This window comes from Aeromonas sp. R3-1 (assembly GCF_040908345.1).
GTDB classification, from domain to species: Bacteria; Pseudomonadota; Gammaproteobacteria; order Enterobacterales; family Aeromonadaceae; genus Aeromonas; species Aeromonas veronii.
Window position 1 is genome coordinate 45,276 of record NZ_JBFODN010000242.1, and the last position, 14,856, is coordinate 60,131.

Annotated in this window: 13 protein-coding genes; 11 read left to right on the plus strand and 2 right to left on the minus strand. The window is 59.7% G+C overall.

The features are described 5' to 3' along the window. From murD to mutT, 11 genes are all read left to right on the plus strand, one after another. On the plus strand, positions 1-1,284 hold the full coding sequence (gene murD, locus AB5Y85_RS15950; protein ID WP_005336156.1) for a UDP-N-acetylmuramoyl-L-alanine--D-glutamate ligase: 1,284 nt from the start codon (positions 1-3) through the stop codon (positions 1,282-1,284). Next, positions 1,281-2,462: a cell division protein FtsW gene (ftsW, locus tag AB5Y85_RS15955; RefSeq protein ID WP_005336154.1), complete on the plus strand. Its 1,182-nt coding sequence runs from the start codon at positions 1,281-1,283 to the stop codon at positions 2,460-2,462. The genes murD and ftsW overlap by 4 nt, the downstream gene beginning before the upstream one ends. Further along, positions 2,462-3,544 (plus strand): undecaprenyldiphospho-muramoylpentapeptide beta-N-acetylglucosaminyltransferase, encoded by a 1,083-nt coding sequence (gene murG / locus AB5Y85_RS15960; RefSeq protein ID WP_257686545.1) that lies wholly within the window; start codon positions 2,462-2,464, stop codon positions 3,542-3,544. The genes ftsW and murG overlap by 1 nt, the downstream gene beginning before the upstream one ends. A 111-nt stretch (positions 3,545-3,655) precedes the next feature. Then, complete coding sequence (gene murC / locus AB5Y85_RS15965) at positions 3,656-5,110, plus strand: UDP-N-acetylmuramate--L-alanine ligase (RefSeq protein WP_064341794.1); 1,455 nt, start codon at positions 3,656-3,658, stop codon at positions 5,108-5,110. Between the two features lie 97 nt (positions 5,111-5,207). Beyond that, on the plus strand, positions 5,208-5,960 hold the full coding sequence (locus AB5Y85_RS15970; protein ID WP_005336149.1) for a cell division protein FtsQ/DivIB: 753 nt from the start codon (positions 5,208-5,210) through the stop codon (positions 5,958-5,960). After that, positions 5,941-7,200, plus strand: coding sequence for a cell division protein FtsA (gene ftsA, locus AB5Y85_RS15975; RefSeq protein WP_005336148.1), 1,260 nt, complete (start codon positions 5,941-5,943; stop codon positions 7,198-7,200). The genes AB5Y85_RS15970 and ftsA overlap by 20 nt, the downstream gene beginning before the upstream one ends. Positions 7,201-7,239: 39 nt before the next feature. Continuing rightward, the gene (gene ftsZ, locus AB5Y85_RS15980; protein WP_005336147.1) at positions 7,240-8,391 is read left to right on the plus strand and encodes a cell division protein FtsZ; all 1,152 of its coding nucleotides are present in this window, start codon (positions 7,240-7,242) and stop codon (positions 8,389-8,391) included. A 99-nt stretch (positions 8,392-8,490) separates the two neighbouring features. After that, entirely contained in the window at positions 8,491-9,414 is a 924-nt protein-coding gene (gene lpxC, locus AB5Y85_RS15985; protein WP_005336146.1) for a UDP-3-O-acyl-N-acetylglucosamine deacetylase, read from the plus strand. A gap of 140 nt (positions 9,415-9,554) precedes the next feature. Continuing rightward, a complete protein-coding gene (locus AB5Y85_RS15990) occupies positions 9,555-10,460 on the plus strand; it encodes a M23 family metallopeptidase (RefSeq protein ID WP_005355107.1) in 906 nt (301 codons plus the stop codon). A gap of 59 nt (positions 10,461-10,519) precedes the next feature. Continuing rightward, positions 10,520-13,240, plus strand: a complete 2,721-nt coding sequence (secA, locus tag AB5Y85_RS15995) for a preprotein translocase subunit SecA (protein ID WP_128816090.1) — start codon at positions 10,520-10,522, stop codon at positions 13,238-13,240. A gap of 184 nt (positions 13,241-13,424) precedes the next feature. Then, positions 13,425-13,829 carry an 8-oxo-dGTP diphosphatase MutT gene (gene mutT, locus AB5Y85_RS16000; protein WP_019444787.1) on the plus strand — a complete coding sequence of 135 codons (405 nt, stop codon included), beginning with the start codon at positions 13,425-13,427 and terminating at the stop codon, positions 13,827-13,829. Positions 13,830-13,906: 77 nt separating this feature from the next. Here mutT and yacG read toward each other — a convergent pair whose 3' ends face one another. Beyond that, the gene (gene yacG, locus AB5Y85_RS16005; protein WP_005336142.1) at positions 13,907-14,101 is read right to left on the minus strand and encodes a DNA gyrase inhibitor YacG; all 195 of its coding nucleotides are present in this window, start codon (positions 14,099-14,101) and stop codon (positions 13,907-13,909) included. Between the two features lie 9 nt (positions 14,102-14,110). Next, positions 14,111-14,833: a cell division protein ZapD gene (gene zapD / locus AB5Y85_RS16010; protein ID WP_005336141.1), complete on the minus strand. Its 723-nt coding sequence runs from the start codon at positions 14,831-14,833 to the stop codon at positions 14,111-14,113. Positions 14,834-14,856 lie beyond the last annotated feature (23 nt).

The window sequence follows — 14,856 nt, forward strand, 5'->3', positions numbered from 1 at the left end:
ATGGTCATCATCATCGGATTGGGCAAAACCGGGCTCTCCTGTGTCGATTACTTCCTCGGCCGTGGCGTGACGCCATTGGTGATGGATACCCGTGCCAACCCGCCCGGCAAGGATCAACTGCCGCCTGAGGTAGAGCTCATTCACGGTCTCGACGAGGCGCTGCTCAAGCAGGCGCACATGATCGTCGCGAGCCCGGGTATCGCGCTGGCGACCCCCGAACTGAAAGCGGCTGCCGAGTGTGGTGTGCAGATCGTCGGTGACATCGAGCTGTTTGTGCGCGAGACCCAGACTCCGGTCATCGCCATTACCGGCTCCAACGGCAAGAGCACCGTCACTACCTTGGTGGGCGAGATGATTGCCGAAGCCGGCCTCAATGTCGGCGTGGGCGGCAATATCGGTACACCGGCGCTGGAGCTGCTCAAGCAGCCGATGGATCTCTGTGTGCTGGAGCTCTCCAGCTTCCAGCTGGAAACAACTCACAGTTTGCGTGCTGCCGCCTCCGTGGTGCTGAACCTCTCCGAAGATCACATGGATCGCTATCAGGGCATGGCCGACTATCGCGCCGCCAAGATGGAGATCCATCAGCACTCCAAACACATTCTGGTCAATCGTGATGATGCCCAGACTCTGCCCGATGTGGGTCAGGTGTGGCAGAGCTTTGGTCTCGACTGCAATGGTTATGGTCGTTGCCTGCTGGATGGCCGCTACTGGTTGACCCTGCACGGCGAACCGCTGCTGGCGGTGGACGAGATGAAGATCGTCGGTGCCCACAATCAGGCCAACGCCCTTGCGGCCATGGCGCTGTGCGATGCGGTCGGTATTCCTCGTGCGGCTCAGCTTACCGTGCTGCGTCGCTTTGAAGGCTTGCCACACCGTGCCCGCTTCGTACGCGAGGTGAACGGGGTGCGCTGGATCAACGACTCCAAGGCCACCAACGTGGGGGCGACTCTGGCTGCCGTTGCCGGTGTGCGCGAGTCGGTCAAGGGGCGCCTGCTGTTGCTGGCCGGTGGTCAGGGCAAGGGGCAGGATTTTGGCCCGATCCAGGCGCTGCTGGGCAACCAGATCGATCACATGTACTGCTTCGGTCAGGATGCCGAGGTACTGCTGGCACTGGGCGAGCAGACCGAACGGGTGGCCGACCTGGCCGCTGCGGTTGCCAAAGCGGCGGCCGATGCCAAGCCCGGTGACTGGGTGCTGCTGGCGCCAGCCTGTGCCAGCCTCGATCAGTTCAAGTCGTTCGAGGTGCGCGGCGATCGTTTCACCGAGATGGTGCTGGCACTATGAACGCCCTTCGCGCAGCAGCAGGTCTGTTCCAGCGCTGGTTGTTACCGGCGCGTCCTGCCGGTCTCTACGATCGGCAGCTGGTACTGCTGGCGCTCTCCCTGATGGCGGTCGGGGTGGTCATCGTGGCCTCGGCGTCGATCCCCGAAGGGATTGCGCTGGGGGATGACCCCTTCATGTTTGTGAAGCGTCACGCCCTGTTTCTGGTGATGGCGCTCGGTATCTCCTGGTTTGTGTTGCAGGTGCCGATGGCGCGCTGGCAACAGCACAACGGCCCCATGCTGCTGCTGGCGATCTTGATGCTGGTGCTGGTGCTGCTGGTGGGCCGAAACGTTAACGGTGCGGTGCGCTGGTTGCCGCTCGGCCCCTTCAACCTGCAGCCTGCCGAGTTTGGCAAGCTGGCGCTGTTTGTCTATCTGGCCGGCTATCTGGTGCGGCGCCAGAGCGAAGTGCGTGAAGCCTGGATCGGCTTCCTGAAACCGCTGGCGGTGTTCGGGGTGCTGGCGGTCTTGCTGCTGTTGCAGCCTGACCTGGGTTCCACCGTGGTGATGTTCGTTACCTCGTTCGGCATGCTGTTTCTGGCCGGTGCCCGACTGGGACAGTTTTTGACCCTGATCGGCGCGGGCCTCGGCTCTGTGGTGATGCTGATCATCGTCGAGCCCTACCGGATGCGGCGGGTGACCTCCTTTATGGATCCCTGGGCCGATCCGTTCGGCAGCGGCTACCAGTTGACCCAGTCGTTGATGGCGTTTGGCCGTGGCAGCTGGTTTGGCGAAGGGCTTGGCAACTCTATCCAGAAGATGGAGTACTTGCCGGAAGCGCACACTGACTTCGTGTTTGCGATCCTCGGTGAAGAGCTGGGGTACGTCGGGGTGCTGGGCGCCCTGTTCCTGATTTTTGCGTTGGCGGTCAAGGCGCTCAAGCTGGGGCATCGCGCGCTGGTGGCAGAGCGGCTCTATGACGGTTATCTGGCGATCGGCATCGGCATCTGGTTCAGCTTCCAGACCTTCGTCAACGTCGGCGCGGCCAGCGGCATGATGCCGACCAAGGGCTTGACCCTGCCGCTGGTCAGTTACGGTGGTTCCAGTCTCATCATCATGTCGGTGGCGGTGAGCATGTTGATTCGAATCGATTTTGAGTTGCGTCAGGCGACAGCCCAGGCGCGCGTGCGGGAGGTTTAGTGAGCAAGACTCTGTTGGTGATGGCGGGTGGTACCGGTGGGCATGTGTTCCCCGGTCTGGCCGTGGCCGATCGCCTGAAGGCCCAGGGCTGGACTGTCCACTGGCTCGGCACTGCCGACCGGATGGAGGCGGAGCTGGTGCCCGCCCACGGTTATCCCATCTCCTTCATCGATATTCAGGGGGTGCGTGGCAACGGCATCAAGCGACTGCTGGTTGCGCCCTATCGCATCATCAAATCGATCCTGCAGGCGCGTCAGGTGCTCAAGACCGTTCGTCCTGATGTGGTGCTCGGCATGGGCGGTTTTGCTTCCGGCCCGGGTGGCGTGGCGGCCTGGTTCTCCGGCATCCCGTTGCTGCTCCATGAGCAAAATGCTGCTGCAGGCATGACCAACAAGCTGCTGGCCCGTATCGCCAGGCGGGTCTTGATGGCATTTCCGGGCGCCTTCGCGCCGAGCCGTCGCACCGCCGTGGTGGGCAATCCAGTGCGTCCCGAAGTGGTCGCTCTGCCGGATCCGCAACTGCGCAGCGGAGATGAGCCACTGCATCTGCTGATCGTGGGTGGCAGTCTGGGGGCGCGGGTGCTCAACGAGCAGGTACCTGCTGCGGTGGCGGCATCCGGCGTGCCCATTGAAGTGCGTCACCAGTGTGGCAAGGGCAATGCCGAGACTGTCTCTGCTGCCTATGTCCAGCACGGCATCAATGCCGAGGTGAGCGAATTTATCAAGGATATGGCCAGCGCCTACGCCTGGGCCGACCTGGTGGTCTGCCGTGCCGGTGCGCTGACTGTTTCCGAAGTGGCTGCCGCCGGTGTGGCCGCCATTTTCGTGCCGCTGCCCCATGCGGTGGATGATCACCAGACCCGTAACGCCCTGACCCTGGTCGACGGCGGTGCGGCCGAGTTTCTGCCCCAGTCCGAGCTGAACACCGCTTCACTGGCGGCTCGCCTGACCTGGCTGGCTGGTCGCCGGGAGACTCTGTTTAACATGGCGAAAGCGGCTCGCCGCGTCGCCATCACCGATGCGGCCGAGCGGGTTGCCGATGAGTGCAAACAGCTCGCAACCGGGCAGCGTGGTAAAGATTGATGAGCAAGGTTGCAGCGGTGACACCGTGCAGCCTTGTACCTGTATGTATTGATGCCGCCGTGCAGCCGTGCTTTGACGGCACATGGCCTGCGGCAGACTAAAGAGACGATTATGACCAAGGTTGAACTGGCAAAACTGCGTACTGTGATCCCCGAAATGCGCCGCGTGCGTCGCATCCACTTTATCGGCATCGGTGGTGCCGGTATGGGCGGGATCGCCGAAGTGCTTGCCAACGAAGGGTATCAGGTAACGGGTTCTGATCTGGCTCGCAACGCCGTGACCGAGCGGTTGGCCGGACTGGGCGCCCATATCTTCGTCGGCCACAGTGCCGAACACGTTGAGGGTGCCAGCGTGGTGGTGGTCTCTACTGCCATCAAGCAGGACAACCCGGAGCTGCTGGCTGCCCGCGAACTGCGGATCCCGGTGGTGCGCCGTGCCGAGATGCTGGCCGAGCTGATGCGTTTCCGCCACGGTATCGCCATCGCCGGTACCCACGGCAAGACCACCACCACCAGTTTGGTGGCGAGCATCTATGCCGAAGCCGACCGCGATCCGACCTTCGTCATCGGTGGCCTGCTCAACAGTGCCGGCACCAATGCCCGCCTGGGCAGCAGCCGTTACCTGATTGCAGAAGCGGACGAGAGCGACGCCTCTTTCCTGCATCTGCAGCCGATGGTCTCTATCGTGACCAACATCGAAGCGGATCACATGGATACCTACGGCGGTGATTTCTCCAAGCTGAAGGCCACCTTCATCGAGTTTCTGCACAATCTGCCCTTCTACGGACTGGCGGTGGTCTGCATCGATGATCCGGTGATCCGTGGCATGTTGCCCGAGATTGCCCGTCCGACCTTGACCTACGGTCTCTCTGACGATGCGGATGTGCAGGTGCTGGATTTTGTCCAGACCACCAACCACAGCTGCTTCCGTGTTCGCCGCAAAGAGGCGGGTGAGCTGCAGGTGACCCTCAATTTGCCGGGTATTCACAACGCATTGAACGCTGCCGCGGCGATAGCTGTCGCGACAGAGGACGGTGTCAGCGATGAGGCCATCATCTCTGCACTGGCCAAATTTGAAGGGGTCGGTCGTCGCTTCCAGCAGTATGGCGAGTTTGAAACCGGTCGCGGCAAGGCGATGCTGGTGGACGATTACGGTCACCACCCGAGCGAAGTGAAGGTCACCATCAACGCCGCCCGTGCCGGTTGGCCCGAGAAGCGTCTGGTGATGGTGTTCCAGCCGCACCGTTATACCCGTACCCGCGACCTCTACGAGGACTTCGCCGATGTGCTCTCCAAGGTAGACGTGCTGGTGATGCTGGAGGTTTATGCTGCCGGTGAGGAGCCGATCCCGGGCGCTGATGGACGGGCACTGTGCCGCTCCATTCGCTCGCGCGGCAACTTGGAACCCATCTTCGTCGCTACGCCAGATGACGTGCCAGCCGTGCTGGCCGACCTGGTCGGCGAGGGGGACTTGGTGTTGACTCAAGGCGCCGGGAACGTCGGGGCACTGGCCCGTCGTCTCGGAGAGATGAAATTGAGCATAGATAGCATGAAATCTGGCGCCTGAGGGCCCAATGAGTATTTTGACCGCCAAGCCGGGGCCTATATAATGGCGAACCGGTCTGTCAAAGGCCGGTTTAGCGCGTTACACGGGGATCGATCGGGTGGAGGCAAGGGCACAGGGGCGCACCAAGGGTGGCTTCATCGCAGGGGTAGCGTTTTTCCTGCTGGTGATATGGGGCTGCTACCGGACGGCGCTGGATGTTAAAGGTTGGCTGACAGATGCCAACCGGTTGCCCATGAGCGAGCTGTTGCTGCAGGGGCAACACCAGTATTTGCAAACCGAAGAACTGCGGATGGCCGTGCTGGATGGCGCCGAGCTGCGCAACTTCTTCGAATTGGACGTCAACGAATTGCAGGCAAGGCTCAATGCCTTGCCATGGGTGGCCTCGGTCTCGGTACGCAAGAAGTGGCCGAACAAGATCAAGATCTACCTCACGGAACAAGATGTGGCGGCGCGCTGGAATGGCAACCGCTTCGTCAACACCAAGGGCAAGGTATTCAGTGCCCCGGATCGGGTCAAGACGCCGCTGTTGCAGCTGTCAGGGCCGGATGACCAGGCTGCCCGGGTGTTGAAAGAGAGTCGGCAGTACGAGTCGCAACTGGCTGCCAAGGGATACAAGTTGCTGGGGGTGAATCTGACCCCCCGCCATGCCTGGGAACTGACCCTGGATGGCAATATCAAGCTGTTCCTGGGACGCAATGACATTGCGCTCCGGCTGCAGCGGTTTATCGATGCCTTCCCGGTTATCGAACCCCGTGCGCAAGTCGCTTACGTGGATCTTCGATACGACACCGGAATGGCAGTTGGCTGGAAGAAGAGCGAAGAGAAAGTGCATGACCAACACCGCAGATAGGAATTTGATTGTCGGACTGGATATCGGCACAACCAAGGTGGCGGTTCTGGTCGGGGAAGTATTGCCGGACGGTGAACTGAACGTCATCGGTATGGGCAGTCACGCTTCTCGCGGAATGGAGAAGGGCGGGGTCAATGACCTCGACTCCGTGGTCAAGTCACTGCGCCGCGCGGTGGAAGAGGCCGAGATGATGGCAGATTGCCAGATCAGCTCGGTCTATCTGGGGTTGTCCGGCAAGCATATCGACTGCCGCAACGAGACCGGTATGGTGCCCATCTCCGATGAAGAGGTGACCCAGGAGGATGTGGACAACGTGATCCACACCGCCAAGTCGGTTCGCCTCTCCGACGAGCTGCGGGTGCTGCATGTGCTGCCTCAGGAGTTTGCCATCGATTATCAGGAAGGGATCAAGAATCCGGTCGGCCTCTCCGGTGTACGGATGGCTGCCAAGGTTCACCTGATCACCTGCCACAACGACATGGCTCGCAACATCGAGAAGTGTGTCGAGAAAGTGGGTCTGCGAGTCGATCAACTGATCTTCTCCGCGCTGGCCTCCAGCTATGCGGTGTTGACCGAAGACGAGAAAGAGCTGGGGGTCTGCGTGGTGGACATCGGTGGCGGTACCATGGATATGTCGCTGTTTACCGGCGGTGCCCTGCGCCACACCAAGGTGATCCCGTATGCTGGCAGCACTGTGACCAGCGACATCGCCTACGCCTTCGGCACGCCGCCGCTCGACGCGGAAGCGATCAAGGTGCGCTACGGTTGCGCCCTCGGTCGTCTGGTCAGCAAGGAAGACAATATTGAAGTACCCAGTGTCGGCGGTCGCCCGGCGCGCAGCCTGCAACGGCAGACACTGGCTGAAGTGATTGAGCCCCGTTACACCGAGTTGCTCTCCATGGTGAATGATGAGCTGGTGCGGGTACAAAGCGAGTTGAAAGCGCAGGGGGTCAAGCATCAGCTGGCAGCCGGTGTGGTCTTGACCGGCGGCGCTGCCCAGATTGAAGGCATTGTGGAGTGTGCAGAGCAGATCTTCCAGAGCCAGGTCCGGGTGGGAGAGCCCATGAACATACGTGGTTTGAGTGATTACGTGCAGGCACCGGTGTACTCGACTGCGGTCGGGTTGCTGCAATATGGCCGCACCCATCAAGCCACAGGTAGCAACAAAGAATATGCCGCCAAGGCAAGCGTCGGTGGCCTGGTCAAACGGGTTAGCAACTGGCTGCGTGGCGAGTTCTAAGAATTTTGCTGAGTCAGGCAAATAAAGCGGAGAGACAACATGTTTGAATTTATGGATAGCCACACTGACGAAGCCGTCATTAAAGTGATCGGTGTAGGTGGCGGCGGCGGTAACGCTGTCGAGCACATGGTTCGTCAAAATATTGAGGGTGTTGAGTTTATTACCGTCAACACCGACGCCCAGGCACTGCGTAACTCCAGCGCCAACACTACCCTGCAGATCGGCGGTGGCATCACCAAGGGTCTGGGTGCCGGCGCCAATCCGGAAGTGGGTCGTGATGCGGCCATGGAAGATCGCGAAGCGCTGCGTGAGCTGCTGACCGGTTCCGACATGGTGTTCATCGCTGCCGGTATGGGCGGTGGTACCGGTACCGGTGCTGCGCCGATCGTGGCCGAAGTGGCACGCGAGATGGGCATCCTGACCGTTGCTGTGGTGACCAAGCCGTTCTCCTTCGAAGGGAAGAAGCGGATGGGCTTCGCCGCGCACGGTATCGAAGAGCTCTCCAAGAATGTCGACTCCCTGATCACCATCCCCAACGACAAGTTGCTGAAGGTGCTGGGTCGCGGTATCTCCCTGCTGGATGCCTTCAAGGCGGCCAACGATGTACTGCTTGGCGCGGTACAGGGCATTGCCGAGCTGATCACCCGTCCGGGCTTGATCAACGTCGACTTTGCGGACGTGCGTACCGTGATGCGTGAAATGGGTACCGCCATGATGGGTACCGGCTCCGCCTCCGGTGATGACCGTGCTGAAGAAGCGGCCGAGAAAGCCATCTCCAGCCCGCTGCTGGAAGATGTGGATCTGGCCGGTGCCCGTGGCATCCTGGTCAACATCACCGCCGGTATGGACATGACCATCGAAGAGTTCGAAACCGTGGGTAACGCGGTCAAGGCCTTCGCTTCCGAGAACGCCACTGTAGTTGTGGGTACCGTAATCGATCCGGAAATGCACGACGAACTGCGTGTGACCGTGGTTGCTACCGGTATCGGTGCCGAGCGCAAGCCGGACATCACGCTAGTCAAGAGCAGCCAGGTGCAAGAGCGCCCGGTGCGTCAGCCGCTGGTTAGCGACATGATGCAAGGCCGCGTGATGGACGAAGCCCCGGCCAAGGTGGTCAACGCCGAGCCGCAAGCTCGTCGTGAACCGGATTACCTGGATATTCCGGCGTTCCTGCGCAAGCAAGCTGACTAAGCCTCTTATGGCTCTCGTTTGTTTGTTGTTCAAGGAATGTGCTAAGATGGCCTGCCAACGACCATCTGGTCCGGATTTTAAGCTGTTTAGGGTACACCCATGATTAGACAAAGAACCTTGAAAACGAGTGTACAGGCGACTGGTGTCGGCCTGCATTCGGGCCGGAAAGTCACTATGACGTTCCGTCCGGCGCCTGTGAACACAGGGATCGTTTACTTGCGTACCGACCTGAATCCTGTGGTGGAGCTGCCAGCCAATGCCGATCAGGTGCGCGATACCGTGCTCTGTACCGCTCTGGTCAACGAAGCCGGTGTCCGTGTCTCTACCATTGAGCACCTCTCTGCCGCGCTGGCCGGGATGGGGATCGACAACCTCTACGTTGAGGTTGACGCGCCCGAGATCCCGGTGATGGATGGCAGTGCGCATCCCTTTATCTACCTGCTGCAGGAAGTCGGGATCCGTGAGCAGAATGCTGCCAAGCAGTTTGTGCGGATCAAGAAGAGCATCCGGGTTGAAGACGGCGACAAGTGGGCGGAATTCCACCCCTATCGCAACGGCTTCAAGATGGATCTCGAGATCGATTTCCAGCATCCTGTCTTTGAAGGGCGCAATCAGCGTTGCGTACTGGATTTCTCCGGTGCCTCCTTCGTGAAAGAGATCAGCCGTGCCCGTACCTTCGGGTTCATGCGTGATATCGAGTACCTGCGTTCCCAGAACCTGGCGCTGGGCGGAAGCTTGGAAAATGCCGTGGTACTGGACGACTATCGGGTGCTGAACGAAGACGGTTTGCGTTATGAGGACGAGTTCGTCAAGCACAAGATGCTGGACGCGATCGGTGACCTCTATATGTGTAACCGAAGCATCATCGGTGAGTTCCGTGCCTACAAGACCGGACATGCCCTGAACAACAAGCTGCTGCGTGCCTTGCTGGCCGAGCAGGAGGCTTGGGAACTGGTGACCTTCGAGGGTGAGGGCGACAAAGCGCCTATCGCTTACTACGATAACGGTCTGGTTCTGGCCTGATAGCTGTGCAACGGAACGTCGGTCCTCTCTCCGCACCGACGTTCCGTCATTTGTTTACTCCATCCTTTAATACCGATTATCTCCCGGTTTTATTTCCCGTGCAGGCTCCTGGCCGCACCTGACCGAGCAGACTGATTTCTATGAGCATTACCCTGATCCTCCACGGCAAGCAGCGACGCAAGTTGCACCTGCCCAAACAACGTCTGGCCTGGGTCGGCGGTATTCTCTTCTCCCTGTTGGCCCTTGGTGGTGGTTGGCTCTGGCAGAGCTGGCACCAGAAAATGGAGGCGCTGGAAGTGGCGCTTGCCGTTGCCGAGCAACAGTCCGTCGACCAGAGTGGCGACGAAGCCCGTGAACAGTTGGCAATGCTGGCTGCTCAGGTAGGCACCATGCAGGGCCAGCTTGGCCGTCTCAATGCCCTCGGCGAACGATTGACCGAGCAGGCCGATCTCGATCCCGACGAGTTCAATTTCAAAGAGCTGCCCCCCATGGGCGGCCCTTCTTATGATGAAGAGCTGGAAGTGAGCCTCAACGAGCTGCAAGCCTCGATGAAACACCTCAGCCAGCAGCTCAGTAGCCGTGAAGAGCAGCTGTCGGTACTTGAATCTTTCATCATGAATCACCATATCACCGATGCCGGTTTTATTTCCGGCACGCCAGTCAAACAGGAGCGAGTTTGGGTCTCGTCCGGGTTTGGTGGACGGGTCGATCCGTTCAACGGGCGTGCCAAGATGCACAAAGGGGTCGATTTCCGTGGCAAACCCGGAACCCCGATTCTGGCCACCGGGCCCGGCATTGTCAGCTGGGCGGGCCGTCATCCGGAATTTGGCAATATGGTGGAGATTAATCACGGCAATGGCCTGGTCACCCGCTATGCCCACAACTCCAAGTTGCTGGTCGAGGTGGGCACCCTGGTTGATCAGGGTCAGAAGATTGCCTTGATGGGACGCACCGGTCGCGCGACCGGGGTCCATCTGCATTACGAAGTGTTGAAAGACGGTCGTCAGGTCAACCCCGCACGCTTTCTCAGTGCCAGACGGGGTTAGGTTTTTTTCTTCAGGTTCCAGTGACGGAACGCTTTTATAACCAGAAATAGTTGGTACCCATGATTAGCACACTGCTTACCAAGATTATCGGCAGCCGGAACGACAGAACGCTCAAGGCTTTGCGCAAAATTGTAAAACAGATCAATGCCATGGAGCCGCAGTTCGAGGCTCTCTCCGATGCCGAATTGCAGGCCAAAACGGCTGAATATCGTCAGCGTATCGAGCAGGGTGAGACCCTGGAGCAGTTGCTGCCGGAAGCGTTCGCGACCGTGCGTGAAGCCTCCAAGCGGGTGTTCGGCATGCGTCACTTTGACGTGCAGCTGATCGGCGGTATGGTGCTGAACTCCAACCGCATCGCGGAAATGAAAACCGGTGAAGGTAAAACCCTGACCGCCACCCTGCCAGCTTACCTGAACGCCCTGAGCGGCCGTGGCGTCCACGTCGTGACGGTGAACGACTACCTGGCCAAGCGTGATGCGGAAGCGAACCGTCCGCTGTTCGCCTTCCTCGGCATGACTGTCGATTGCAACGTGCCCGGTATGGACGCATCCCAGAAGCGTGACGCCTACGCCGCCGACATCACCTACGGTACCAACAACGAATTCGGTTTTGACTACCTGCGCGACAACATGGCGTTCTCGCCCGAACAGCGCGTACAGCGTCCGCTCAACTACGCGCTGGTGGATGAGGTGGACTCGGTGCTTATCGATGAAGCCCGTACTCCGCTCATCATCTCCGGCCCGGCCGAAGACAGCTCAGAGCTCTATATTCGCGTCAACAAGCTGATCCCGCTGCTGGTCAAGCAGGACAAGGAAGACACCGAAGAGTACACCGGTGACGGTCACTACACGGTGGACGAGAAGAACCGTCAGGCACTGCTGACCGAAAACGGTCAGATCTTCGTGGAAGAGCTGCTCAAGAAAGAGGGGCTGCTGGATGAGAACGACTCCCTGTTCTCCGCCTCCAACATCAGCCTGCTGCACCACGTCAATGCGGGTCTGCGTGCTCACACCCTGTTCGAGCGCAACGTCGACTACATCGTCCAGAAAGACGAGATCGTCATCGTTGACGAGCACACCGGTCGTACCATGCCGGGTCGTCGCTGGTCTGATGGTCTGCATCAGGCCGTTGAAGCGAAGGAAGGGGTGAAGATCCAGAACGAGAACCAGACGCTGGCATCCATCACCTTCCAGAACTACTTCCGTCTCTATAACAAGCTGGCGGGGATGACAGGTACTGCAGATACCGAAGCCTTTGAATTCCAGCAGATTTATGGCCTGGATACCGTGGTTATCCCGACCAACAAGCCAATGGTGCGCAAGGACATGGGCGATCTGGTCTACCTGACCGCCAATGAGAAGTATGCCGCCATCATCGAAGATATCCGTCAGTGTGTGGCCAAGGGCCAGCCTGTACTGGTTGGTACTGTCTCTATCGAGAACTCCGAGCTGCTCTCAGGCATCCTGACCAAGGAGAAGATCCCGCACAAGGTGCTGAACGCCAAGTTCCACGCCATGGAAGCGGAGATCGTTGCCCAGGCCGGTCAGACTGGTGCGGTCACCATCGCGACCAACATGGCCGGTCGTGGTACCGACATCGTGTTGGGCGGTAACTGGCAGGCAGAGATTGCCAAGCTGGAGAACCCGACCAGCGAGCAGATTGCCGAGCTGAAAGCCGCCTGGCAGGTGCGTCACGATGCGGTGCTGGCCGCCGGTGGTCTGCACATTATCGGTACCGAGCGTCACGAGTCCCGCCGTATCGATAACCAGCTGCGCGGCCGTTCCGGTCGTCAGGGTGACCCGGGCTCATCCCGTTTCTACCTCTCCATGGAAGATACACTGATGCGGATCTTCGCCTCCGATCGCGTGACCGGCATGATGAAGAAGCTGGGTATGGAAGAGGGTGAAGCCATCGAGCACCCGTGGGTCACCAAGGCGATCGAAAACGCCCAGCGCAAGGTGGAAGGTCGCAACTTCGATATCCGCAAGAGCTTGCTGGAGTTTGATGACGTTGCCAACGACCAGCGCAAGGTGGTCTACGAGCAGCGCAATGAGCTGCTGGATACCAGCGACATCTCCGAGACCATCCACGTTATCCGTGACGACGTCTACGGCGCGGTGATCGACGAATACATCCCGCCCCAGTCTCTGGAAGAGATGTGGGACGTGCCGGGTCTGGAAGCACGCCTGAAGGCGGACTTCGCGCTGGATCTGCCGCTGCAACAGTGGCTGGCGGAAGATGACAAGCTGTATGAAGAGAAGCTGCGCGAGCGCATTCTGGACGAAGCCACCAAGCTCTATGCCCACAAGGAAGAGCTGGTCGGCAAAGAGGTGCTGCGCAATTTCGAGAAGGCAGTGATGCTGCAAACTCTGGATGGCCTCTGGAAAGAACATCTGGCGGCCATGGATCACCTGCGTCAGGGCATCCATCTGCGCGGTTACGCCCAGAAGAACCCCAAGCAGGAGTACAAGCGCGAATCCTTCGATCTTTTCACCCAGATGCTGGAAACCCTCAAGCGCGACGTGGTCAGCATCCTGAGCCGTGTTCAGGTGCAGGAGCGCGATGTGGAAGCGATGGAAGAGCAGCAACGCCAGCAGGCGGAAGCCGCTCCCCGCACCTATACCCACGCCGCCGCTGAGAGCCAGCTGGCCGATGAACAGGCCGCAGGCGAAGAGGGGCATACCACCTTCGTACGTGACGAGCAGAAGGTCGGTCGCAACGATCCCTGCCCGTGCGGCTCTGGCAAGAAGTACAAGCACTGCCACGGTCAGTTGACCTGATCGACGCTATGCCATAACAGGCGGGCCAAGTGCCCGCCTTGTTTTTGTCAGAAGGTGGCGAAGTCACAGTAGTGGCGCCACTTTGCAAAGGATTATCGGATATCAGGCATTATCGGTCGTTCACCCAGCCAGAGGTTGGGCGCATCGAACGGCCCGGTCATGTATCGCGTGTAAAGGTACCAAGATGGAACAGAAAAAACGGATCTGGGTGGCGGTTGGCGTCATCGAGAATGAACGGGGCGATATCTTCATCGCCAGGCGCTCCTCCGATCGCCATCAGGGGGATCGCTGGGAGTTTCCCGGTGGCAAGGTGGAGTCCGGTGAGGATCTGCTCACCGCGCTGGATCGGGAGCTGTGGGAAGAGATCGGCATCCGGGTATTGGATTGTGCCCCCTTTATGGAACTGCAGCACGATTACCCCGAGAAGCAGGTGTTGCTGGATATCTGGAAGGTGACCCGTTTCAGCGGTGAGCCGTTCGGCAAAGAGGGGCAGGAGTGTCTGTGGGTGCCGGTGGCCGAGCTGCACAACTACCACTTCCCCGATGCCAATGGCCCGATTGTAGCGCGGCTACAGGGTCTGCTGGCGTGAGCCGGCAGCAATCAACAAGTATGAAAAAAGGGCCAATCGGCCCTTTTTTCATATTGCGGAGGTGAGTGACCAAGGGCTTATAGCCACTGATCGCCCTCTTCCGGCTCCGGCAGCAGATCCGGGTTGATCTCCCCCGGGATGCGCTTCTCTTCATCGGCCCATTCGCCGAGATCGATCAGCTGGCAGCGCTTGCTGCAGAAGGGGCGGAACGGACTCTGCGGGCCCCACTCCACTTCGCTCTGACAGGTCGGGCACTTTACCTTGGTGACCATAAGCGCTCCTTAGCAGCAGGCGAGCTGGAACGGCACGTCGCCAATCGGCTGTTCTGCGGTGGGCAGAAAGCGCAGGGCGAAGCGGTTCTTGTGGCCGCTCAGGGTCGGGTAGCAGAACAGATTGCCCGGCAGCTTGATGCGGATCAGCTCGGCGCTCTCGGCGGTGTCCTGGAAGAAACCGTTGCTGGCAACCTGCTCGCTGAAGCTGCCTGATTCACGCCACAGGCGCAGCAGCAGAGTGATGGCATTCATCAGCAGGTTGATATCGCTCAGCCAGCCCTGCATCTGCTGGTGACGGGTGATGGCCGGGGTGCCGAGCCAGTGGTGCAGCTGCGGCACGTCAAAGGCACACAGACCACCCGGGATGGAGAAGCGCTGGCGGATGGAGCCGAGCAGACGATCCTCTTTCAGGCGGGCACCCGGGCGTGGCGAGTTGAGCAGGTTGCGGGAGAGCTGGCTGCTCTCTTGCTGCATCAGTTTGATCTGCTCCAGATCGACATCGGGCAGGCTGGCCCAGTGACTCAGACGCTGGCCGAGACGCTCCAGATCCTTGATGAGGTCGGCGCGCAGGTCACCACGCTCCAGCAACTCCTGCAGATCGAACAGCCCTTTGAAGAAGGCGATATGTGCCCAGGATTGTTCACTCTCCAGATTGTCGCGGATCTGGGAAAACAGGGACTCCAGACGAAGATAGGTCCGGCTTTTTTCATTGAGGGGGAAATCGTAAATCATGCCTAATCCTGGCCAGCCATAAA

Excerpts from the sequence above, each read along its gene's own strand:
- lpxC (WP_005336146.1), top strand. The coding sequence starts at position 8,491 with ATGATTAGACAAAGAACCTTGAAAACGAGTGTACAGGCGACTGGTGTC.
- murD (WP_005336156.1), top strand. The coding sequence starts at position 1 with ATGGTCATCATCATCGGATTGGGCAAAACCGGGCTCTCCTGTGTCGAT.
- ftsW (WP_005336154.1), top strand. The coding sequence starts at position 1,281 with ATGAACGCCCTTCGCGCAGCAGCAGGTCTGTTCCAGCGCTGGTTGTTA.
- zapD (WP_005336141.1), bottom strand. The coding sequence starts at position 14,833 with ATGATTTACGATTTCCCCCTCAATGAAAAAAGCCGGACCTATCTTCGT.
- mutT (WP_019444787.1), top strand. The coding sequence starts at position 13,425 with ATGGAACAGAAAAAACGGATCTGGGTGGCGGTTGGCGTCATCGAGAAT.
- ftsZ (WP_005336147.1), top strand. The coding sequence starts at position 7,240 with ATGTTTGAATTTATGGATAGCCACACTGACGAAGCCGTCATTAAAGTG.
- secA (WP_128816090.1), top strand. The coding sequence starts at position 10,520 with ATGATTAGCACACTGCTTACCAAGATTATCGGCAGCCGGAACGACAGA.
- AB5Y85_RS15990 (WP_005355107.1), top strand. The coding sequence starts at position 9,555 with ATGAGCATTACCCTGATCCTCCACGGCAAGCAGCGACGCAAGTTGCAC.
- murC (WP_064341794.1), top strand. The coding sequence starts at position 3,656 with ATGACCAAGGTTGAACTGGCAAAACTGCGTACTGTGATCCCCGAAATG.
- ftsA (WP_005336148.1), top strand. The coding sequence starts at position 5,941 with ATGACCAACACCGCAGATAGGAATTTGATTGTCGGACTGGATATCGGC.
- yacG (WP_005336142.1), bottom strand. The coding sequence starts at position 14,101 with ATGGTCACCAAGGTAAAGTGCCCGACCTGTCAGAGCGAAGTGGAGTGG.